The 22,032-nt window shown below is 72.4% G+C and carries 18 protein-coding genes and 1 other annotated feature; of the genes, 10 read left to right on the top strand and 8 right to left on the bottom strand.

The features are described from left to right. The first annotated feature begins 52 nt into the window (after positions 1–52). The 3 genes from ACLBX8_RS15035 (at position 53) to ACLBX8_RS15045 (ending at position 2,823) form a co-directional block, all read left to right on the top strand. The gene (locus ACLBX8_RS15035; RefSeq protein WP_419149864.1) at positions 53–1,807 is read left to right on the top strand and encodes a stimulus-sensing domain-containing protein; all 1,755 of its coding nucleotides are present in this window, start codon (positions 53–55) and stop codon (positions 1,805–1,807) included. Beyond that, positions 1,807–2,247, top strand: coding sequence for an HPr kinase/phosphorylase (locus ACLBX8_RS15040; protein ID WP_447715440.1), 441 nt, complete (start codon positions 1,807–1,809; stop codon positions 2,245–2,247). Before ACLBX8_RS15035 ends, ACLBX8_RS15040 begins: the two co-directional genes overlap by 1 nt. 174 nt (positions 2,248–2,421) lie before the next feature. After that, complete coding sequence (locus ACLBX8_RS15045; RefSeq protein WP_010682249.1) at positions 2,422–2,823, top strand: PTS sugar transporter subunit IIA; 402 nt, start codon at positions 2,422–2,424, stop codon at positions 2,821–2,823. A gap of 10 nt (positions 2,824–2,833) precedes the next feature. On the opposite strand, the gene ACLBX8_RS15050 is transcribed toward ACLBX8_RS15045, so the two are convergent. The 7 genes from ACLBX8_RS15050 to ACLBX8_RS15080 form a co-directional block, all read right to left on the bottom strand. Continuing rightward, positions 2,834–3,721, bottom strand: coding sequence for an EamA family transporter (locus ACLBX8_RS15050; protein ID WP_020094603.1), 888 nt, complete (start codon positions 3,719–3,721; stop codon positions 2,834–2,836). Positions 3,722–3,882: 161 nt separating this feature from the next. Beyond that, positions 3,883–5,196, bottom strand: a complete 1,314-nt coding sequence (gene hslU, locus ACLBX8_RS15055; protein ID WP_056528150.1) for an ATP-dependent protease ATPase subunit HslU — start codon at positions 5,194–5,196, stop codon at positions 3,883–3,885. Positions 5,197–5,296: 100 nt separating this feature from the next. After that, entirely contained in the window at positions 5,297–6,793 is a 1,497-nt protein-coding gene (locus tag ACLBX8_RS15060) for a SulP family inorganic anion transporter (protein ID WP_447698862.1), read from the bottom strand. 60 nt (positions 6,794–6,853) lie between these two features. After that, positions 6,854–6,909 (bottom strand) — a sequence feature (sul1 is cis-regulatory element that is thought to sense ions involved in sulfur or methionine metabolism; They are found in Alphaproteobacteria). 129 nt (positions 6,910–7,038) lie between these two features. After that, positions 7,039–8,709, bottom strand: coding sequence for a methyl-accepting chemotaxis protein (locus ACLBX8_RS15065; RefSeq protein ID WP_447715441.1), 1,671 nt, complete (start codon positions 8,707–8,709; stop codon positions 7,039–7,041). A 148-nt stretch (positions 8,710–8,857) separates the two neighbouring features. After that, complete coding sequence (locus ACLBX8_RS15070; protein WP_447698860.1) at positions 8,858–10,546, bottom strand: methyl-accepting chemotaxis protein; 1,689 nt, start codon at positions 10,544–10,546, stop codon at positions 8,858–8,860. A 470-nt stretch (positions 10,547–11,016) separates the two neighbouring features. Continuing rightward, entirely contained in the window at positions 11,017–11,544 is a 528-nt protein-coding gene (gene hslV / locus ACLBX8_RS15075) for an ATP-dependent protease subunit HslV (RefSeq protein ID WP_020094598.1), read from the bottom strand. A gap of 124 nt (positions 11,545–11,668) precedes the next feature. Continuing rightward, a complete protein-coding gene (locus tag ACLBX8_RS15080) occupies positions 11,669–12,478 on the bottom strand; it encodes an SGNH/GDSL hydrolase family protein (protein WP_447698859.1) in 810 nt (269 codons plus the stop codon). Positions 12,479–12,811: 333 nt separating this feature from the next. Between ACLBX8_RS15080 and ACLBX8_RS15085 the strand changes: the two genes are divergently transcribed. The 3 genes from ACLBX8_RS15085 (at position 12,812) to ACLBX8_RS15095 (ending at position 14,707) form a co-directional block, all read left to right on the top strand. After that, on the top strand, positions 12,812–14,038 hold the full coding sequence (locus tag ACLBX8_RS15085) for an MSMEG_0565 family glycosyltransferase (RefSeq protein WP_447698858.1): 1,227 nt from the start codon (positions 12,812–12,814) through the stop codon (positions 14,036–14,038). Further along, the gene (locus tag ACLBX8_RS15090) at positions 14,031–14,309 is read left to right on the top strand and encodes an MSMEG_0570 family nitrogen starvation response protein (protein ID WP_100250829.1); all 279 of its coding nucleotides are present in this window, start codon (positions 14,031–14,033) and stop codon (positions 14,307–14,309) included. Before ACLBX8_RS15085 ends, ACLBX8_RS15090 begins: the two co-directional genes overlap by 8 nt. Before the next feature lie 98 nt (positions 14,310–14,407). Continuing rightward, positions 14,408–14,707, top strand: a complete 300-nt coding sequence (locus ACLBX8_RS15095) for a hypothetical protein (protein ID WP_447682340.1) — start codon at positions 14,408–14,410, stop codon at positions 14,705–14,707. An 85-nt stretch (positions 14,708–14,792) separates the two neighbouring features. Here ACLBX8_RS15095 and selB read toward each other — a convergent pair whose 3' ends face one another. Continuing rightward, on the bottom strand, positions 14,793–16,730 hold the full coding sequence (gene selB / locus ACLBX8_RS15100; RefSeq protein ID WP_447698856.1) for a selenocysteine-specific translation elongation factor: 1,938 nt from the start codon (positions 16,728–16,730) through the stop codon (positions 14,793–14,795). A gap of 375 nt (positions 16,731–17,105) precedes the next feature. On the opposite strand from selB, the gene ACLBX8_RS15105 reads away from it, so the two are divergent. The 4 genes from ACLBX8_RS15105 (at position 17,106) to ACLBX8_RS15120 (ending at position 21,955) form a co-directional block, all read left to right on the top strand. Further along, positions 17,106–18,623, top strand: coding sequence for a CYTH and CHAD domain-containing protein (locus ACLBX8_RS15105; RefSeq protein ID WP_447698855.1), 1,518 nt, complete (start codon positions 17,106–17,108; stop codon positions 18,621–18,623). 90 nt (positions 18,624–18,713) lie between these two features. After that, entirely contained in the window at positions 18,714–19,880 is a 1,167-nt protein-coding gene (locus ACLBX8_RS15110) for a carboxylate-amine ligase (RefSeq protein ID WP_447715442.1), read from the top strand. A gap of 230 nt (positions 19,881–20,110) precedes the next feature. Then, positions 20,111–20,572, top strand: coding sequence for a tellurite resistance TerB family protein (locus tag ACLBX8_RS15115; protein ID WP_447698853.1), 462 nt, complete (start codon positions 20,111–20,113; stop codon positions 20,570–20,572). A 117-nt stretch (positions 20,573–20,689) separates the two neighbouring features. Continuing rightward, positions 20,690–21,955, top strand: coding sequence for an allantoate amidohydrolase (locus tag ACLBX8_RS15120; protein ID WP_447698852.1), 1,266 nt, complete (start codon positions 20,690–20,692; stop codon positions 21,953–21,955). Positions 21,956–22,032: the final 77 nt, after the last annotated feature.

Raw genomic sequence — 22,032 nt, forward strand, 5'->3', positions numbered from 1 at the left:
CGTGGCCGCACGTACCCAGACCCAGACCGAGGATGCCCCGCCCCGCGCCTCCCTGGCCCAGACCCTGTCCCGACCGCTCGGCTGGCCCCGCGCCGTGTGGGAGGCGGTCGGCCAGCGCGCCTCGTCGAGCCTGACGCGCCGCATTGTCGTCCTCAACCTCGTCGGGCTGATCGCGCTCCTCGTCGGGTTCCTCTACCTCAACCAGTTCCGCCAGGGCCTGATCCAGGCCCGGATCCAGAGCCTCGCCATCCAGGGCGAGATCATCGCGGGGGCGATCGCCGCCTCGGCCTCGGTGGACACCGACACGATCCGCATCGATCCCGACAAGCTGCTCCAGCAGCAAGCCGGCGAGGCGGCGGAGGAGGAATCGCAGCCGCTCGCCTTCTCGCTGAACCCCGAGAAGGTGGCGCCGCTGCTGTCGCGCCTCGTGACGCCGACGGGCAACCGCGCCCGGGTCTACGACCAGGAGGGCGGCCTCCTGTTCGACACCCGCACCCTGTTCAAGCGCGGCGATGCCAGCCGGCCCGACCCGCTCGAGCCGAAGCCCCACAAGCCCGGCATCCTCGAATCCGCCTTCGAGGCGGTCCAGTCCAAGCTCGGCGGCCTGTTCCGCAGCCGGTCCGAGACCACCGAGGAGACGGGGCCGGTGAACGGGCACTCGCTCCGGGAGGTCCAGGCGGCGCTCGGCGGCAATCGCGGCAGCCTCGTGCGCCGGAACAAGCTCGGTGAGACCACCGTCTCGGTGGCGGTGCCGATCCACCGGGCGGGCTCGGTCCGCGGCGCCCTCCTGATCTCGACTCAGGGTGACGCCATCGACCGGGTCATCGCTTCGGAGCGGTTCGGTCTGCTGCAGGTCTTCCTCGTCGCCTCGGCGGTGATGGTGGTGCTCTCGTTCCTGCTGGCGGGTGCGATCGCGGGACCGGTCCGCCGCCTCGCGGAGGCCGCCGAGAAGGTCCGCATGGGTATCAAGACCCGTGAGGAGATCCCGGACTTCACCGAACGCACGGACGAGATCGGCCACCTGTCGGGCGCCCTGCGCGACATGACTCAGGCCCTGTACCGGCGGATCGACGCTATCGAGAGTTTTGCGGCGGATGTCAGCCACGAGTTGAAGAACCCGCTGACCTCGCTCCGCAGCGCGGTCGAGACACTGCCGCTCGCCAAGACCGACGAGTCCCGTGGCCGGCTGATGGCGATCATCCAGCACGACGTGAAGCGCCTCGACCGTCTGATCAGCGACATCGCCGACGCCTCGCGCCTCGACGCGGAGCTCGCCCGCGCCGAGGCCCGGCGCGTCGATCTCCGGCGGCTGCTCACCACCGTCGTGTCGGTCGCCAACGAGCGCCGGCGCCCGAAGGATTGCCTGATCCAGCTCGACGTCGAGGCGACGGGCTCGGAGCAGGACGCGCCGTTCACGATCATCGGCCACGACAGCCGGCTCGGGCAGGTGGTCAACAACCTCCTCGACAACGCCCGCTCGTTCTCGCCGACCGACGCGAAGGTCCGGGTCGTGCTGCGCCGCGTGCGCGGCGAGGTCGAGATGATCTGCGAGGACGAGGGACCTGGCATCCCGGAGCACGCCCTGGAGCGGATCTTCGAGCGCTTCTACACCGACCGGCCGGAGCAGGGTTTCGGCCAGAACTCCGGCCTCGGCCTGTCGATCTCCCGCCAGATCGTCCAGGCCCATCGCGGCACGATCCGCGCCGAGAACCGGCCCGGCGCCCCCGACGAGGACGGCGAGCCGACGGTGCGCGGCGCCCGCTTCATCGTGCGCCTGCCGGCGGCGCCGCGGCAGCTCCACGCCTGATGGTCACCCTGCACGGCGCCTGCGTCGCGCTGTGCGGGGCCGGGATCCTGATTCGCGGTCCCTCGGGTGCGGGCAAGTCTAGCCTCGCGCTCCTGCTCGCAGCCGCGCCGGACGGGTCCTTCGTGGCGGACGACCGGGTCGTCTGCACGATTCGCGACGGGCGAATCACGGCCGGTCCCCATCCCGCGCTCGCCGGATGTGTCGAGGTCCGCGGCCAGGGGATCCTGTCGGCGGCCGATCTCGGCCTGGCGGTGCGGCCGGAGGCGGTGCTGCATCTCGCCGTCGACCTGGTGGAGACGGCACCGCGCCTGCCCGAGCCGCCGGAACCTGCCGACATCCTCGGCCTCGCCGTTCCGCGCCTCGTCCTCGATCAGGGTGCGCGGGCGGCCGGCCTCGCACCGCTCCTGGTTCGTGCGGCGCTGCGAAAGCCGCGGCCGTGACTTCGCAGCCGCACAGGCGCCTCGATTCGCCCAAGACTGGTATCCCCCATGGCGCACACGCGGCGGCCGTGGCATGATCGCACCAATGTCCGGGCAAAAAAGTCGCGATCGCCTTGTGGGGGGCTGTGCGATGCACAACATGGCGGCACACACAGGACGTTGGAACACGTGTCGATGATTGGCATGGTGCTCGTCACCCACGGACTCCTGGCGACCGAGTTCAAGGCCGCGCTGGAGCACGTGGTCGGTCCACAGGATCAGATCGAAACGATCACGATCGGGCCGGAGGACGATATGGAGCTGCGACGCCGGGACATCATGTCCGCGGTCTGTCGCGTGAATACCGGGGACGGTGTGGTGGTGCTGACCGACATGTTCGGTGGCACGCCGTCGAACCTCGCGCTGTCCTGCATGAACGGCGGATCGGTGGAGGTCGTGGCGGGGATCAACCTGCCGATGCTGATCAAGCTGGCCAGCGTCCGCGACGAGGAGAAGCTCGGCGACGCTGTGCTGCACGCGCAGGAAGCCGGCCGCAAATACATCAACGTCGCTTCGCGCGTCCTGGCGGGCAAGTAGTTCTCCGGGATCACGCTTCCAGGACGGCCGCCGGCGGAGCCGCGCGCCGCGCGCTCACGGTGATTCCCACCGATGCCGCGATCACCAGCGCGATCGCCAGCCATTGGACGGCGCTGATTCGCTCTCCCAGCAGGACCAGACCCGCGCAGGCCGCCACGGCGGGCTCCAGGCTCATCAGAACGCCGAAGCTCTTCCGGTCCAGGCGGCGCAGGGCGACCATCTCCAGCGAGTAGGGCAGGGCGCTCGACAGCAGCGCCACCGCGAAGCCGGCGATGAGGAGTCCGGGCGCGAGCAGGGCCGGTCCGGCCTCCGCCACGCCGAACGGCGCCACGACGAGGGCCGCCGTCAGCATGCCCAGGGACACGGCCTGGCCGCCGTCGATCCGCCCCGCGCGCTGTCCGAACAGGATGTAGAGCGCCCAGCACAGGGCCGCGCCGAGATCGAGGGCGACTCCGACCGGGTCGAGGCCGTCCGCGCCGGCGATCGGCAGCAGCAGCGCGAGCCCCGCCACCGCCACGCCAATCCACAGGAAATCCGAGCGGCGGCGCGACGCGATCAGCGCGACCGCCAGCGGCCCGACGAACTCGATGGCCACGGCCGGTCCGAGCGGCAGCCGTGCCAGCGCGAGGTAGAACAGGAGGTTCATCAGCCCGAGGGCCGTCCCGTAGAGGGCGATCCAGCCGGCCTCGCGTGCCGGGAGGCTGCGCCGCCAGGGCCGCCAGACGGCGATCAGGATCAGCGCCGAGAAGCCGACCCGGAGGGCCGAGGTCCCCGCCGCGCCGAGCGCCGGGAACAGGCTCTTGGCGAAGGTCGCGCCGCACTGGAGCGACACCATGCCGGTGACCAGCGCCGCCACGGACAGCACCGTATCGCCGAGGCCGAACCTGTTGCGTGACACGGGGGCGACATTCCTGAGGACCGGGATCCGGCGCGGGCATAGCAGATGCCGGGGCCGCCGCGGCCCACGCTCGGCCTCATGGCACACGCCATCCTCGCGCACGGCTCGCCGTCCCGGGCCAGCGGGGCGTCCGCCGGCCCGGCGTGATCCGTGACCGGCCCTTACAGGATGAAGCGGCTCAGATCCGCGTTCGAGGCCAGATCCTGCACCCGGTCGCGCACGTAGGCCGCGTCGATCGGCACCGTCTCGCCGGACCGATCGGTGGCGGTGAAGGAGATCTCGTCGATCACCCGCTCCAGCACCGTCTGGAGCCGGCGCGCGCCGATATTCTCCACCGAGGAGTTCACCTCCACGGCGACCCGCGCGAGGGCGTCCACAGCGTCGTCGGAGAAGGTGAGGGTGACGCCCTCCGTCTCCATCAGCGCGACCGTCTGCTTGAGAAGGCTCGCCTCGGTGGCGGTCAGGATCTGCTTGAAATCGTCCACCGTCAGCGGCTGCAATTCCACCCGGATCGGCAGGCGGCCCTGCAGTTCGGGGAGGAGGTCCGCCGGCTTCGAGACGTGGAAGGCGCCCGAGGCGATGAACAGCACGTGGTCGGTCTTCACCGGCCCGTGCTTGGTCGCGACGGTCGTCCCCTCGATCAGCGGCAGCAGGTCGCGCTGCACGCCCTCGCGCGAGACGTCGCCGGACGAGCGGCCCTCGCGGGCGCAGATCTTGTCGATCTCGTCGAGGAAGACGATGCCGTTGTTCTCGACCTCGCGGATCGCCTCGCGGACGAGCGCCTCGTCGTCGACCAGCTTGTCGGATTCCTCGGCCATCAGCGGCGCGTAGGCGTCCCGCACCAGCACACGGCGCGGCTTGCCGCGCTGGCCGCCGAGCGCCTTGCCGAGCATGTCGCCGATATTGATCGCGCCCATCGAGGCGCCCGGAACGCCGGGAATCTCGAACATCGGCATGCCTGCGGGCGCGCCGGAGGTCAGTTCCAGCTCCACTTCCTTGTCGTCGAGCTCGCTGTTGCGGAGCTTGCGCCGGAAGCTGTCGCGGGTAGCCTGGCTCGCCGTCGGGCCGACCAGCGCGTCGAGGATACGGTTCTCGGCGGCCGCCTCGGCCTTGGCCTTGACGCCCTCGCGCTTCACCTGCCGCGTCAGGCCGATCGCCACCTCGACGAGGTCGCGGACGATCTGCTCGACGTCGCGCCCGACGTACCCGACCTCGGTGAACTTGGTGGCCTCGACCTTCAGGAACGGCGCGTTGGCGAGCCGGGCGAGGCGGCGCGCGATCTCGGTCTTGCCGCAGCCGGTCGGCCCGATCATCAGGATGTTCTTGGGCGCGACCTCCTCGCGGAGCGGACCGGTCAGCTGCTGGCGCCGCCAGCGGTTGCGCAGCGCGATCGCCACGGCGCGCTTGGCGTCGTGTTGCCCGACGATGAACCGATCGAGTTCGGACACGATCTCGCGGGGAGAGAACGTCGTCACCGCTTTGCCATCCCTGTTCCCGGCCCGAAAACGGCCCCGCGCCGGGAATGGGGTCGCGCGCGGCCCCGCGCAAGGGGCCACGCGTCGGCCGGTCGCCGCCTCAGTGCGCCGCCGGGACCGCCGCGGCGTCGCCCTTGTCGTGCCGGCCGAACCGCTCCACCAGGGTCGCGCTGGCCTCGTTGAGGCCGATGACCGTGACGTCGCGGCCCCGGGCGCGGGCCTTGAGGACCACCCGGTCGAGGGCCGCGATGGCCGAGATGTCCCAGAAATGCGCCGCGTGGACGTCGATCACGAGGCGCTCGACCGGCTCCAGCACGTTGATCGCGTCCGAGAAGGTGCCGGCCGAGGCGAAGAACACCTGCCCGGCGACGGTGTAGGTCCGGGTGCCGCCGTCGGCCGAGAGGGCGGACGTGATCCGGTTGAGCCGGGCGACCTTGCCGGCGAAGAACACGCCGGACAGCAGCACGCCGACCAGCACGCCGATCGCGAGATCCTTGGTGGCGACCACGACCAGGACGGTCGCCAGCATCACCGCCGAGGAGGGCAGCGGGTTGGTGCGCAGCCGCAGCAGCGAGCGCCACGAGAAGGTGTTGATCGAGACCATGATCATCACGGCCGTCAGCGCCGCCACCGGCACGACGGCCAGCAGGTCCTGCAGCGCCACGAGGAGCACCAGCAGGAACGCGCCGGCCACGAGCGTCGAGAGGCGCCCGCGGGCACCCGACGAGACGTTGATCACCGACTGGCCGATCATCGCGCAGCCGCCCATGCCGCCGAACAGGGCCGAGGTCATGTTGGCCACGCCCTGGCCCATGCACTCGCGATTCTTGTCGCTGCCCGTGTCGGTCATGTCGTCGACGATCTGCGCCGTGAGCAGGCTCTCCAGCAGGCCGACCGCGGCGAGCGTCGCCGCGTAGGGCAGGAGGATCCGCAGGGTCTCGAGGGTGAGGGGCACGTCCGGCAGGGCGAAGCTCGGCAGCGTCGAGGGTAGGGCGCCGAGATGGGCGACCGTGCGCACGTCGAGGTGGAAGATCGCGGTGATCGCCGTCAGGACGGCGATGGCCACGAGCGGCGACGGGATTGCGCGGGTGATCCGCGGGAATCCGTAGATGATCGCCAGACCGAGGGCGATCAGCCCGTAGGTCGCCGGCGTGACGCCGGTGAGCTCGGGCAACTGCGCCAGGAAGATCAGGATCGCCAGCGCGTTGACGAAACCGGTCATCACAGATTGCGAGACGAACCGCATCAGCCGGCCCAGCCTGAGCAACCCGGCCAGGATCTGGATGACGCCCATCAGGATCGTGGCGGCGAAGAGGTACTGGACGCCGTGCTCGCGCACGAGGTCGACCATCACCACCGCGGTGGCGGCGGTGGCGGCCGAGACCATGGCCGGGCGACCGCCGGCGAAGGCGATGGTGCAGGCGATGACGACCGAGGCGTAGAGGCCGACCTTCGGGTCGACCCCGGCGATGACCGAGAAGCCGATGGCCTCTGGGATCAGCGCGAGGGCGACGACGATCCCCGACAGGGTGTCGCCGCGCAGGTTGGAGGTCCACGACCGGAGATATCCGGCGTTCCGGGCTGCGTGTGTTGACATCGATGAATCCGCACGAGCGGCGTGCCCGCGTCGCTGGCGGGTCAGAGCGCGTCTCGAATGCGTGGTCCGGCGGATCGGCGGCCGGAAGAGCCACCCGGGCTTTCACCGGGTCCTTGCGAATGCGCCGACCCTAGGGGCGCGCGCGCTGCAATGCAACAACCTGGCGGGAAACGCTCGGCGACGCTTCCGTCATCGCGGGTCCGGCTCCGCGATTCCGAAATGACGGGCGCGTCGGTCCGGCCGCCTCAGGCCGCGCGGACCTGGGTCACGAAGCCCGCGACCTCGCCGCCGAGCCCGTTCGAGCGGCGCGCGATGTCGGCGGCGGCGTCGAGGACTTCCGCGGCGCTGGCGCCCGTCTCGCGGGCCGCGCCCAGGACCAGCGCCATCGTGTCCGTGACGGCGCGGGTGCCGCTGGCGGCCTCGGAGACGCTGCGGGCGATCTCCTGGGTCGCCAGATGCTGCTCCTCGACGGCGGCGGCCACGCCGAGGGCGATCCCGTGGACCTGCTCGATCGTGCCGCCGATCTCCTCGATCGCCGCGACGGCGTCGTGGGTCGCGGTCCGCATCGCGGCGATCTGTCCGGCGATCTCCTCGGTGGCCTTGGCGGTCTGCGTCGCGAGATCCTTCACCTCGGTGGCGACGACCGCGAAGCCGCGCCCGGCCTCGCCGGCCCGCGCCGCCTCGATCGTGGCGTTGAGCGCCAGCAGGTTGGTCTGCCCGGCGATGGTGGAGATGAGGGAGACGACCTGCCCGATCCCGTCGGCGCTGCGGGCGAGGGCCTGGACGCTCGCCCGGGTCCGCCGCGTCGCCTCGACGGCGCTCTCGGCGGCCGTCGAGGTCTGGGTTACCTGGACGCCGATCTCGCTGGCGGTGGCGGCGAGTTCCTCGGTGGCGGCGGCGACGGCCTCGACGTTGTGGGCCGTCGTCTCGGCGGCGCGGGTGACCGCCTGCGACTGTGTGCCGGCGTGCTCGGCGTTGCCCGCCATGGTCGCGGCGGCACGCTCCAGCCCGGCGGCGGCCCCGGCGAGGTGCTCGACGAGTCCGCCGATGCTGCCCTGGAACCGCTCGGCGAGCCCGGCCATCTCGGCGCGCTTGCGCGTCGCCGTGTCGGCCTCCAGCCGCTGATGTTCGTGCCGCAGGCCCTCGGCCTCCCGCATCGTGTCGCTGAAGACCTGCATGCTCGTCCAGATCGCGCCGATCTCGTCGCGTCCCGGCTTGATGGCGGGCAGGGTGTGGTCGCCGCGCGAGAGGCGCTGGATCGCGTCCGAGACCGCCCGCAGCGGCCGGGCGATCTGCCGCTGACCGATGAGCAGGCCGAGGGCGCAGCAGATCACGGTGCCGATCAGGGCAAGGCCGAGCAGGAGGAGGGTGCGCGTCTCGAACAGGGCCTGGGTGTCGGCCTTGATCGCCGCCATCTCGCCCCGGCCCTGCTTCACCAGGGCGTCGATGCTGGCCTGGAAGGCCTTGCGGTTTGCCCGGTTGGCGTCGTTGAACCCGAGCTCCGCGGCCGCCTTGGGGCCGGTCGTGTCGCCCGCGTCCGCGAGGGCGCTGCGGAGGGCGCGGAACGCGTCGGCGTTGCGCACCATCGTCTCGAAGAGCGGCCGCTCGGCCTCGGTCACCCGCGGTGCCCAGTCGGCCCGCAGCGCGTCCATCTCGGCGAGACCCCTGCGGATCCCGGCGGTGTACTTCGCCGCTTCCGCGCGGTCGGCGGAGGCGTAGACGCCGCGCGAGTCCATGGTGACTTCGGCGGCGAGGCGGTTGAAGTTCGCGGCGTCGAGCGCCCGGATCGACGCGCTCTCGACGCTCGTCAGCGAGCGCTCGAAGCTCTTCAGCGTCGCGACGCTGACCCCTGCCACGACCAGCGTCGTCAGGCTGCAGGCGCCGACGAAGCTCAGGAGTTTTCCGCCGATTTTCATTGCTATCCGACCGTCGAGGCGCGATTGGCGTCAAAATGCCGGTTATTCGTCAAGACGTCGTAAACTGAGCTGATCCGGAATTATTTGTCTCGCCTCTGAGCAGGGTCCTGATGAGGAAGGGGCGCGGCGGGCGCCGCGCCCGACCCGATCAGGCCGCCCGGACGGTGTCGAGGAAGCGGCTGACCTCCGCAGTCAGGTGCTCGGATTGCCGGGACAGCTCCGAGGCCGCGTCGAGGACCTGGCCGGCGGCGACGCCGGTCTCCTCGGCAGCGCCGGCGACGCCGGAGATGTTGCTCGTGACCTCGCCGGCGCCGACGGCCGCCTGCGAGACGTTGCGGACGATCTCCTGGGTCGCCGCACCCTGCTCCTCGACCGCGGCGGCGATCGAGGTGGCGACGCCGCTGATCTCGCGGATCCGGTCGGTGATGCCGGCGATCGACGTCACCGCCTGCCCGGTCGAGGCCTGGATCTGCGCGATCTGGCCGGAGATCTCGTGCGTCGCCTTGGCAGTCTGCTCGGCCAGGGCCTTCACCTCGGAGGCGACGACCGCGAAGCCCTTGCCGGCGGCCCCGGCGCGGGCCGCCTCGATGGTGGCGTTGAGGGCCAGCAGGTTGGTCTGGCCGGCGATGTTGGAGATCAACCCGACCACGTCGCCGATCCGCGACACGGAATTGCTCAGTTCCTGGACGAGCGCGCCGGTCTGATCGGCGTCGGAGACGGCCCGCTGCGCCAGATGCGCCGAGCCGTCCACCTGCCGGCCGATCTCCTGCACCGAGGAGCCGAGCTCCTCGGCCGCGGCCGCGACGGTGTTGACGTTGGAGGCGGCCTCCTCGGCGGCCGCCGCGACCGTGTTCGACTGGCTCGAGGTCTGGGTCGCCGTCGCCGACATGGTCCGGGCGGTCGCCTGCAGCTCGGTGGCCGAGGACGAGACCATGCCGACGATGCCGCCGACCGCGCGATCGAAGCTGTCGGCGAGTTCGATCATGGTCCGGCGCCGCTCGGCCGCGGCGGCCGCGTCGGCGATCCGCTTCATCTCGGCCTCCTCGGCGGCCTTCTTGGCGACCATCGCCTTGATCCCGTCCACGGCGCGCCCGACCGCGCCGATCTCGTCGCCGCGGGCGGCCTCCTTGATCTCGGCCTCGATCTCGCCGCGGGCCATGCGCTGCAGCACGGCCACGAGGCGGCCGAGGGGGCGGGTCAGCATGGCGAAGACGAGGAAGGCCAGCAGCCCCGCGATGACGACGCTGGCGACGCTGCCGAGCAGGCTCGCGAGGTAGGCGGCGCCGAAGGAGCGCGCCTGCTCGTCGCTTCGGGCGGCGAGGAGGTCGCGCTCCGCTTTCTCGGCCTCGCCGATCTTGGCGCGCAGGGCGTCCATGGACGCCTTGCCGGCGCCGCTCGCCTCGATCTGCCGGGCCTTGTCGAGATTGCCGGCCTCGACGAGGGCGATCTCCTTGGCGGCGATGTCGCTCGACCACGTCTCCGCCGAGCCGCGCACGGCCTCCAGGCGCGCCTGTTGGGCGGCGTTGTCGGCGGTGAGCGACTTGGCGCTTTCCAGGGACACCTTGAAGGACTTCTGGCCGGCGCGGAGCGGCTCCAGGAATTTCGGATCGCCCGCGATCAGGTAACCGCGCAGGCCGGTCTCCTGATTGACCATCGCCTGCGTGAGGCCGTCGAGGGCGGAGATGACCTGATACGAGTGCTCCGTGAGGTGATTGACGCGCTCGATCGAAGACAGGTGACTGTATCCGATGGCGCTGATCCCCACCGTGACCGCCGCCAGGCTGCCGAATGCGGCAGTCAGCTTCGTTACGATCCGGACATCGTTGATCGAGCGCATAGTCAGTCCCCAGGGCCCCATTCTGGAATTCGGATTTGGTTCCCTGGCGGTTGTGATAAATTATACGCTGTAAATTTTGTCTTACAGCGGGCTGTATCGCCCGGATGAATCCGGTTTAACGACGGTTGAGGATCTGCTGCCAGCAATCAAACGTTAGTGATCGTCTCGCGCACTGCTGTCGTCGGTGACTACAACCTGAGATAAGAGGCGCCGGGCCGGATTTTGTAGCGACGCGGCGATCCGGGCGCGGTTTCGAGGAAGCTCTTCAGGACGCGAAGACCGGCGCCGGAGCGTATTCGCGCGCGGTGCGGTTCGCGCGGAAGCTGTGATGACCCGCGTTCAGCCGGGCAGACCCCGCGCCGATGCGCGAGCGCCCGCGACGGGATCCGGGTGACGCGGGCACACCGTGTGCGATCGAGCGCGCAGCGACGGCGGCGGAGCCGGCGAACCCGGCTGCGCCCGGCCGGGTCTCAGGTATCCAGCGCTTCGATGACGAGGTTTCCGTTGGTGTAGACGCAGATCTCGGCGGCGATCGTCATGGCCCGCCGCACGATCGCCTCGGCGTCGAGGTCGCCGTCCTCCAGCGCGCGGGCGGCCGCCAGAGCGTAGTTGCCGCCAGACCCGATGGCCATGACGCCGCTCTCCGGCTCCAGCACGTCGCCCGAGCCCGACAGGAGCAGGCTGACCTCGCGGTCGGCGACGAGCATCATCGCCTCGAGCCGGCGAAGGTAGCGGTCCGTCCGCCAATCTTTCGTGAGTTCCACGCAGGCCCGGGTCAGCTGACCGGGATACTGCTCCAGCTTGGCTTCGAGGCGCTCGAACAGCGTGAACGCGTCCGCGGTGGCGCCGGCGAAGCCGCCGATCACCGCGCCCTTGGCGAGGCGCCGGACCTTGCGGGCGTTCCCCTTCACGATGGTCTGGCCGAGGCTGACCTGACCGTCGCCGCCGATGACGACGCGGCCGCCCTTGCGGACCATCAGGATCGTGGTCGCGTGCATCTGGGGGACGGCGCCCCGGTCGTCGTACCTGAATGCGTCCTGGCTCAAGATTCGGCTCCGCTCTCGATCGCGCCGAGATGGGGAGCTTCGCCGGCCGAGTCCAGCCGGTGCCGGGATCGCGCGCCTACTCGGCGACCGCCTCGGGGCTGCGCACCGGGCCGGCATCCTGCAGGATCGACTGCGCGGCGGCCTCGGCCAGGAGCGCGTAGCCGCGGTCGGCCATGTGCAGGCCGTCGGCGGCGAAGAGCTGCTTGGTCGTCAGCTTACCCTCGCGCACCCAGCCGTGCATCAGGTCGGCCCGGCGGATCACCGGCACGTCGAGCTCGTCGCCGATGCTGCGCACCGCGTCGCGGAAGCGCGAGGCGCCCGGCGTGGATTCGAGCTTCGGGCACCATTGCGGCTCCATCAGCACCACGTCGATGCCGGCCTCCCGGATCCGGCGGATCGCCGACACGGTGGCCTCGCGGAAATGGTCGAGCGACACGCCGCGCAGCGGGTCGTTGCTGCCCGTCTGCCAGATGACGAGCTGGGGCTCGGCCGCGATCACGTCGCGGTCGAGGCGCGCCAGCATGTCGTCGACGTGCTCGCCGCCGATGCCGCGGTTGATGACCGCCACGTCCATCCCGTGCAGCTTCTTGCGTAGGTCGATCTGCAGGCGGGCCGGGTAGGCGTTGGCCGGGGTCGACGCGCCCACGCCCTCCGTTGAGGACGACCCGAAGGCCACGATCTTGAGCGGGGCGCCGATGGCGATCTGGCGGGCGACGTGGGGCAGGTCCGGGCTGTCGCCCAGGTCGAAGCCCAGCATGTCCAGGGATTCGGGCAGCAGGTCCGCGTAGGCGAGGACCGCCGTCGGAAGGACCAAGAGGGCGCCCAACAAGCCCAGGCGGCGCAGCATCCTGCGGGCGGGGAAGACAGGTTTCAGCGTCTTGGACACGGGACCGACGGCTCCGGCTCTCGTGAGCGGTAGATACAATCTGACACAGGGCCCTGAAAAGAGCGGTTCCGGGCAGAGTTTGAAAACGCACTGAATTCGTAACGCAAAATTAGGCATGAGTGGGGAGGCGCGCCCTTGCCCGAGGATTCCCGGCAACATCGGTGCGGCGGGTCGACCCCAGCGACGTTGGCGTCGCGGCACCCGCACGCCCGACGCCGAGTCGGCACGAACCATGCAGAACACGCTCCGACGCGTCTCCGACAGGGCGGCGGAGCGCGCGGTCGGGGCCGCGGCGCGTCCCCCGACCGGCCGCGGGGCTCCGTGAGCCGTCCCATGGTCGACCGCTTGCGCATCGCGATCCTCACGCACTCGACCGACCCGCGCGGCGGCGTGGTCCACGCTCTGGCTCTCGGGGAGGCCCTGGGCAGGCTCGGCCACGAGGCGGTGGTCCACGCGCCCGACCCGACCGGCGGCGGCTTCTTCCGCGCGGCGCAGTGTCCGGTGATCTCGGTCGCGGCCAAGCCGGTCGCGGGACCGGCCGCCGCCTTGGTCGGCGCCCGGATCGCCGACTACCTCGCGCACTTTTCGACGCCCGCCGCCTGCGACTTCGACGTCTTCCACGCCCAGTGCCGGATCAGCGGCAACGCGCTCGCCACCCTGACCCGGCGCCGCCTCATCCCGGGCTTCGTGCGCACGGTCCACCGGATCGACACGTTCACGGATCCGCGGCTCGCGCAGTGGGAGGAGCGGGCGATCCTCGATGCCGGGCGCCTGCTCTGCGTCAGCCGGACCTGGGCGGCGACGCTGGCGGCCGAGTACGGCGCCCGGGCCGACGTGGTCGGCACGGGCGTCGAAGGGGCGGCCTTCACGCCCGATCCCGGGCCGGAGGACGACGCGCTCCGCCGCCGCCTCGGCCTCGGCGGCGGCCCTGTCTTCCTCAGCGTCGGCGGCTTCGAGGCGCGCAGGAACACGCTGGCGATCATCGAGGCCTTCGCGGCCCTGCGCCGGACCTGCCCCGACGCGCAGCTCGTCGTGGCCGGCGGCGCGCCGCCTCTTGATCAGGCCGGCTACGAGGCCCGGTGCTGCGCCACGCTCGAGCGCGAGGGGCTCGAGGTCGGGCCCGGCCGGCCGGTGATCCGAACCGGCACCTTGGCGCAGGCGGACATGCCGGGCCTCTACCGGCTGGCCGACACCCTGGTCTCTCCCTCGCTCGCGGAGAGCTACGGCCTGTGCGTTCTGGAGGCGATGGCCTGCGGAACGCCGGTGATCGTGTCGGGCCGGCCGCCCTTCACCGAGTACATCGCCCCCGGCGAAGCCCTGTCGGTGAACCCGGACGACACCGACGCCATCGCGTCGGCCATGCGGGCGAGCCTGGAGCCGAGCCGGCGGGCGCGGCTGCGCAATGCCGGCCGAGAGGTCGCCCGGGCGCATGTCTGGGACGCCTGCGCGGCGCGCCACCTGCCGACCTACGCGGAACTCGCACCCGGGGACGCGCCGTTGATGGCCGCGGCCACGGGGGCTGCGGCCTGGAACACGCTGCGGGTCCCGCGCGATGCCTGAGATGCGCTTCCATATCCGGTGGCCCGACGGGACCCGCGAGGCCTGCTACTCGCCGTCGCTGGTGATCAAGGACCACCTCGCGGTCGGACAGGACTACCCGCTCGACGAGTTCGTCGTCCTGACCCGGCTGGCCCTGGGCATCGCCAGCGAGCGCGTCCGCGCCCGCTACGGGTTCCCGTGCGGCCGCGCGCAGGCGCAGCTCGCCCGGATCGAGGAGGGCGCCCGCCGGCAGGAGCCCGGGACGGTCCACGTCGAGGCCTTCGAGGACTGATAAGGGCCCGCGGGATCGCCGTGCGGCGAGGCGACGCGGCGCGGACCGGCGGCGCTCCGGGTTGTCCGCAGGACCCACGGCGCGCGGAGGCCCAGGCGATGATGACCCGGATTGCGGCAGTGCTGGTGCTGGCCGCGTCACCCGCGGCGGCGCAGACGCGGCCGTCCACCACGGCGATGACCTGCGAGCAGACGATCCGCCTCATCCAGGCCCGCGGAGCGCTCGTCCTCGGGACCGGCGGCATGACCTACGATCGGTTCGTCCGTGACCGCTCGTTCTGCGAGCCCACCGAGATCGCGCGGCGCGCCTTTCGGCCGACCCGCGACAACCCGAACTGCCTGATCGGGTACACCTGCTACGAGCCCGGACGCGGCGACTGGTTGGGTGTGGACGACTAGCACCGTTCCCGATCGCGCTGCCGCGTTTCTCGAGCGTGGAAGAGGGGGGTGAAGTGCGGGACGCCGGCGCAGCGAGCGCGCCGCGTCAGCCGGCGTCCGGGACCGCCCGACCGGGTTCGAGGGCGACGATCACCCGACGATCCCCGGCCCGGCGGGTGAAGCCCGTGGCGTCGAGGTGCTCCAGCAGCGGGATCGAGAACTTGCGCGAGATTCCCAGGGTCGCGCCGGCCTCGCGGGCCAGGAATCCGGTCTCCGCCGTCCGCGCCGTCGGGAAGGCGTCGATCAGGCGGCTCTTGGCGGTGGCCACCGCTTCCCGGTGGAACAGCACGGCGCGGCGCTGCACCCGGTCGACGGCGCGGATCACCGTGCCGGCTCCCACGAGGTAGGTCAGTGCCTCGCGGCGGCGCACGTCCCGGCCGATGGCCTCGGCCTCGTCGGGCGGGCTGAGGCCGGCGCGGCGGAAGACCTGCTCCAGCCGGCGGGCGGCCTCGCTCTCGTTCCGCGCGGGGTCGAACTCGGCCCGCCGCCACAGGGCGCCCGCCTGGGCGACGCCGCCGGCGGCCGCGAGGTCGCGCAGGACCGCGCCGGTCACCGCCTCGGGCAGCGCCAGGGCGCGGGACAGGCGCTCCAGGGCGATGCCGTGCTCCATCGGATAGTCGCGGTGATGGTGTGCCAGGGCGGCCAGCGTGCCGGTGCGCAGCGCCTCGAAGGCCGCGGCCCCGACGAAGCGGTCGCCGATCGCGCGGGCGCCGTCTTCGGAGAGCGCCTGCCGGGCGCGGTCCGGCGCGATACCGGCGATCCGGGCGAGTTCGTTGAGCGGTGCCCCGGCCGCGCCGAGCTGCCCGAGGCGGACCGTGATCGCCTCGGCGGGACCGCCCGCCGCAAGGGCGGCGAGGTCGGCCATGACCCGGGGATCGTGGCGCCGGCGGCGGCGGCTCGCCGGGTCGAGGAGCCGGCCGCCCGCCACCGTGACGGAGGGCGAATCGAGCCGCAGCACGAAGGGCTCCCGCGCCGGCACCGCCACCGGCTCGCCGAGGTGGAGCTGCGCCTGGGTACTGGCGCCCGGCTCCAGGGCGTCGCGGTCGAGCAGCCGCAGCCGCGCCTCGACCTCGGTGGTGCCGAAGAGCAGGCGGCAGGCCGTGCCGCCCGCCAGGGGGTCCGGCAGGCTCGCCGCCGCGGTGATCGCCACGTCGAGCCACGGGCTCAGCGCGAGCAGGCCCGGCAGCGACAGCGCCTGCCCGCGGGCGATCTGGTCGAGGTCGATGCCGCGCAGGGCGACCGCCGTGCGGCGCCCCGGCTCGGCGCGCTCGACCGCGCGCCCGTGGATCTGCAGGCCGCGCACCGTGGCGGTGCGACCGCCGGGAGCGATCTCGACGGTCTCGCCGACCGCGAGCGGCCCGCGTCGCAGCGTCCCGGTCACGACGGTGCCGAAGCCCGGCCGGGAGAAGACCCGGTCGACCGGAAGGTAGGCGAAGCCGTCGTCGCGGACCGGTTTCGTCTCCGCCACCAGCGCCGAGAGGGCGGCGGCGAGCTCCGGCAGGCCGTCGCCCGTCACGGTCGAGGTGGCGATGACCGGGCCGGCCTCGATCCCGGCCCGGGCGGCCGCTGCGGCGATCTCGGCGGCGCGCGCGGCCACGGTCTCGGGCGTCGCGAGGTCCGCCTTGGTCAGCGCCAGGACACCGCGGCGCACGCCGATGAGGGCGGCGATCTCGAGATGCTCCACCGTCTGCGGCTTGATTCCCTCGTGGGCGTCGACCGCCAGAAGAACGGCCCGCATGCCGGTGGCGCCGGAGATCATGGCGCGGACGAACCGCTCGTGGCCCGGCAGGTCGACGAGGTCGATCTCGCCCTGCGCGGCGGTCAGCAGCGCGAAGCCCGGCACGATGGACACGCCGCGGGCGCGCTCTTCCTTGAGCCGGTCGGTCTCGACGCCGGTGAGCGCGCGGACGAGCGCCGTCTTGCCGTGATCGACGTGCCCGATCACGCCGACGAGGAGTGTCTTCAAAGCAGCCACCGACCGCATCTTCTCCGCGGTGCCGCCGTCCACAAGGGGCGCACCGCTCGCTCGAAGGGGAATCCGCCGCGCCGGCGCGTCGCGGCGCCGTGTGCGCCTCCGGGCGGTCGGGGCCGGGGCTGCGAGGCAGATGGATTGTGGACAATTTGTCTTGCCACGCCGTGCCGTTTTGGGAAAGCGCGATTTTAACGCAGCGCAGCATCCATCCGCCGCGGGCGACCGGTCTCGTCCCAGCTTGACGACGGCGGCGCCGCCGCCTTTGCTGCCGCGGGTGCGTCGGACGGTCACGCCCCGATGCCGGTTCCGCGAGATGCGACGCAGGATGCGATGCAACCGGAGCCCATCCCTGGCTCGTTAGCCGGGGCAGGCGACGAAGAGGAGCGTATGAGCGACACCGATAGCCACGCCGCGGCGGAGCCCCGCGAGGTCGAGCTGAAGCTTGACTGCGCCGGGCCGGATCTGACGGCGCTCGCGTCCCATCCCCGGTTGAAGGACGCGTCGGCGACCGAGCCCGAATCCCTGGTGACGACCTACTACGACACGCCCGATCGCGCGCTCCGGAAGAACGGCCTGACCCTGCGCGTCCGCGCCAAGGGCGACCGCCATATCCAGACCGTGAAGGCCGGGAGCGGCGGCGTCGGCCTGTTCGACCGGGCCGAGTGGGAGAGCGAGATCGCCGGGCAGGCGCCGGAGCCCGCGGCCTGGGCCGACACGGCCGCCGGGCCGGTCCTGCGCGAGGCCGATGCGCCGCTGGAGCGGCTGTTCGCCACCGTGGTGCAGCGCCGGGAGGTCCCGGTCGCGCAGGGCGAGTCCCGCGTGCTCGTGACCCTCGACGAGGGCCGTGTCGAGACCGACTCGGGCGTCGCGCCGCTCTGCGAGGTCGAGCTGGAACTCCAGTCCGGCGATCCGGCCGACCTGTTCGCGCTGGCGCGGGAGCTGGCCGAGACCGTGCCGCTGCGCCTCGGCGTGAAAGCCAAGAGCGCGGTCGGCTACGCGCTCCTCGACGGGATCGAGCCCGGCGTCGTGAAGGCCGAGGCGGTGGAACTGCCCGAGGGCGCGAGCGCCGGGGAGGTCTTCCGCCGGGTGGCGCGCGCCTGCCTGCGCCACATGCGTCTCAACGAGACCGCCTTCCTGGAAGGCGGCCGCCCGCCCGAGGCGCTCCACCAGATCCGCGTCTCCCTGCGCCGCCTGCGCTCGGCGCTGTCGCTGTTCGGGCCCATGCTGGAGAGCGATCCCCGGGCGGCCGGCTTCAACGACGAGATCAAGCGCGTCACCGAGCCCTTCGGCCACGCCCGCAACCTCGACGTGTTCCTGAGCGACACGCTGCCGGATCTCGCGGAACAGCGCCCCGACGAGCCCGGCCTGGACGCCCTGCGCGCGCGCGCCGAGGCGGAGCGCGCCACCGCGTACGACGCGGTCTCGGAGACCCTCGAGAGCCCGCAATGGCGCGCGCTCGTCATCGACTTCGCCGGCTGGGTCGAGGCGGGCTCCTGGGCCGCCGGCCCCGACGCGGCCGTCGACGGGCGCCACTTCGCCGCGCAGGTGCTCGACAAGGCGCGCGCGCGCCTCAAGAAGCGCGGGCGCGGCCTCCGGCACCTCGATCCGCACACGCGGCACCGGGCGCGGATCGCCGCCAAGAAGCTCCGCTACGGCGCGGAGTTCTTCGCCGGTCTCTACCGGAAGAAGAAGGCGGTCCGCCGGCAGGAGAAGTTCGGCGCCGCGCTCTCCGACCTGCAGGACCACCTCGGCGCGCTCAACGACCTGGAGACGGCCCGGTCGATGACCGAGAGCCTGTCGGGACCGCCGATGCCGGGTCCCGACGATCCGGGGGCACAGAAATTGCTCGACGCGGCCGCGGACGCACGGTCCGAGCTCCTCGACGTCAAGCCCTTCTGGCGCTGAGGCTTCTCGCGCCGCCGGCCCGGTCGGAACCCGGTCGGTGCGGCGGCGTTCGCCGGACGCGGATCGGCCCGTCCGGGGCAGGGAGCGCGGATGGCCCACGCCTACAGGTTCGGCATCGAGGAGGAGTTCTTCCTGGCCGATGCGCGCACGCGCGGCACGCCGCGGGCCGGCCTCCGGGCCTTCCACGCCGCCGTGCGGGCCCGCCTCGACGACGCCGAGCGCGAGCAGCTCCAGTGCCAGGTTGAGGTGGCCTCGCCGCCGACCGCCGATCTCGCCGAGGCGCGGGGGCATCTCGCGGATCTGCGCGGCAGCCTCGCGGAGATCGGCGCCGAGCGCGGCATCCTGACCTTCGCCGCGGGCACGCATCCGACCGCCCGGTGGCGCGACCAGCGCCCCACCGACAAGGCCCGTTACCACGGGATCATGGCCGACCTTCGGATGCTCGGCCGCCGCAACCTCGTCTGCGGCCTTCACGTCCACGTGGAGGTCCCGGACCCCGAGGCGCGGATCGGGCTGATCAACCGGCTGCTGCCCTACCTGCCGGTGCTGCTCGCGCTCTCCACCGGCTCGCCGTTCTGGCAGGGGCAGCTGACCGGCCTCGCCGGCTACCGGATGCGCGCCTACGCCGAGCTGCCGCGCACGGGCGTGCCCGAGCTATTCGCCGATGCCGACGACTACGCCCGCTACGTCGACGTGATGACCCGCTCGGGCGCCATCGCGGATGCCAGCTATCTCTGGTGGCACGTGCGCGCGTCGCTGAAGTACCCGACCCTGGAACTGCGGGTCGCCGACAGCTGCACGCGCCTCGACGACGCGCTGTGCATCGCCGCGCTGTTCCGCTGCCTCGTGCGCCGGGTGGTCCGGGACAAGCGGCTCAATGCCGGCCTGACCGCCGCCTCCCGCGGCTTCGTCATGGAGAATCTCTGGCGGGCCGAGTGCGACGGCGTGCGCGCGACGCTCATCGACGAGGCGCAGGTCCGGACGGTGCCGGTCTCCGCGCTGGTCGAGACCCTCCTCGCCGACATCGCCGAGGATGCCGAGGCGCTGGGCTGCGCCGCCGCCTGCGGGCACGCGGCGCGGATCGTGGCGGAGGGGACCAGCGCCGACCGGCAGATGGGCGTGTTCGCGGCGGCGCGCCGGTCGGGCGCGCGGGAGCGCGCGGCGCTGTCGGCGGTGGTCGATCATCTCGCGGCGGAGACCGCCGCCGGCTCGAGGTCCGGGCCTGGGGGGCACCCGAACATCGCTCCGGCGGCGTGACGACGGGCGCGGAACCGGCTGAGGGGGGATCGTCGAGGCCGCGTTCCGTCGGCCGCGCTCGAGGACGCGGTCGGCCGTATGAGTCGCATGGCCATGTTGCCGAAGGATGTCTGGCCGCCGGTACCGCGCGCCTTTATGGCCGGTCGCGCGGCGACGGGTTCCCTCCGTGCCGTCCTCTGCTATCCCTCGCGTTCCAGCAGCCACCCCGACTCCGCGGCCGACCCTCCGGAATGAGCCTCCTGCGCGACCTCTTCGGCCATGTCGGCCGTACCGTGACGGCCTATGCCGGCGACAAGGCCTTGATGCTCGCGGCGGTCTCGGCCGCCGCCAACGTCATCGTGGCCGACGGCGAGGTCGCGGGCCCCGAATTCGACGCCGCCCTGCACGGCCTGAAGGCCGACCCGGTCCTGATGAAGGGCTACGACGCGCTGATGCTGGAGACGGAGCTCTACGAGGGCATCGCCCGGGCCCGCACCCGCCTCGGCCGGGCCGAGAACCTGCGCCACGTCGCGGCGGTCGCCGAGCGGCCCGCGACCCAGCGCGAGAACGTCTTCCTGATCGCCGCGGACGTCGCCGACCAGGACGGGATCAGCAACATCGAGGCGGGCGCCCTCGGCGAGATCGCCGTCGCCCTCCGGGTCGACGCGATCGCGCTCCTGCGCGCCAACCCGGTGCGGCGCCCGCTGGCCTGACCGGCCCGGTTGGCACCGCGGTTGCTCTCGGGTGCGCCTGGTGGGAGCGCTGCCAAGTCGGCCGCACCCGCCTATAACGTCAGCGTCGCACGGCGACCCGCCGTGAAAGGAACCGGCATGGCCGAGATGAGCCTCAGCAAGACCCACAACCTGCGCGCCAACAGTGCGCGCCTCTGGGCGACGATCCTGGAGACCGCGGAATTCGGCGGCACGCCGGCCGGCGGCATCAACCGCCTGACGCTCTCGGCCGAGGACGGCCGGGTCCGCGACTGGTTCCGGGAGGCCTGCGAGGCGGCCGGGCTCACCGTGTCGGTCGACGCGCTCGGCACGCAGTACGCCCTGCGGCCGGGCCGCGACATGGGCCGCAAGGCGATCGCCTTCGGCTCGCACCTCGACACCCAGCCGACCGGCGGCAAGTTCGATGGGGTCCTCGGCGTGCTGGCGGGGCTCGAGGTGATGCGCAGCCTGAACGATGCCGGCATCGAGACCGAGGCGCCGCTCCTCGTGGTCAACTGGACCAACGAGGAGGGCTCGCGCTTCGCCCCCGCCATGATGGCCTCGGCGGCCTACGCGGGCGACTTCACCACGGACGAGATCCTGGGGAAGCGCGACGCCGCCGGCACTACGGTGGCGGAGGCCCTCGACGCGATCGGCTACCGCGGGGTGGAGGCCGTCGGCACGCGGGAGATCGGCGCCTTCGTCGAACTGCACATCGAGCAGGGGCCGATCCTGGAGGCCGAGGGCAAGACCATCGGCGTGGTCGAGGGCGGCCAGGGCATCATGTGGTTCGACGGCGTGATCACCGGCTTCGAGAGCCACGCCGGGACGACGCCGATGCCGCGCCGCCGCGACGCGCTGCTCGCCCTCTCGGAATTCGCCCTGGCCGCCGAGCGGATCGCGCTGGGCCACGCGCCCACCGCGGTGGCGACGATCGGCGAGGCCGCGATCCTGGCGCCCTCCCGCAACGTCGTGCCGGGCCGGGTCGCCTTCACGGTGGACGTGCGCGATCCGCGCTCCGAGACCCTCGACGCGATGGAGGCGGCGCTCGGCGAGGCGGCCACCGAGATAGCGGCGCGGCGCCATCTGGAGATCGCGCTGACCCGGATCTGGCGGAAGGAGCCGGTGCCGTTCGACCCCGCGATCGTGGCGGCGATCGATGCGTCCGCCGAGAGCCTGGGGCATCCGCGCCGCCGGATCATCTCGGGCGCCGGCCACGACGCCTGCAACCTCGCCGCGAAGGTCCCGGCGGCGATGATCTTCGTGCCGTGCAAGGACGGGGTCAGCCACAACGAGTCGGAATCCGCCACGCAGGCCGACTGCGCCGCCGGCGCCGACGTCCTGCTGCAGACGGTGCTCCGCCTCGCCAACGCGCCGCGCGCCTGAGGCTTCCCGCCGGGACGGCGCCCGTCGTCCCGGCGCCGGGCGCGCCGCACCGCCCGCGCGGAGGTGTACCGCGGCGG

Source organism: Methylobacterium sp. D48H (assembly GCF_053345715.1).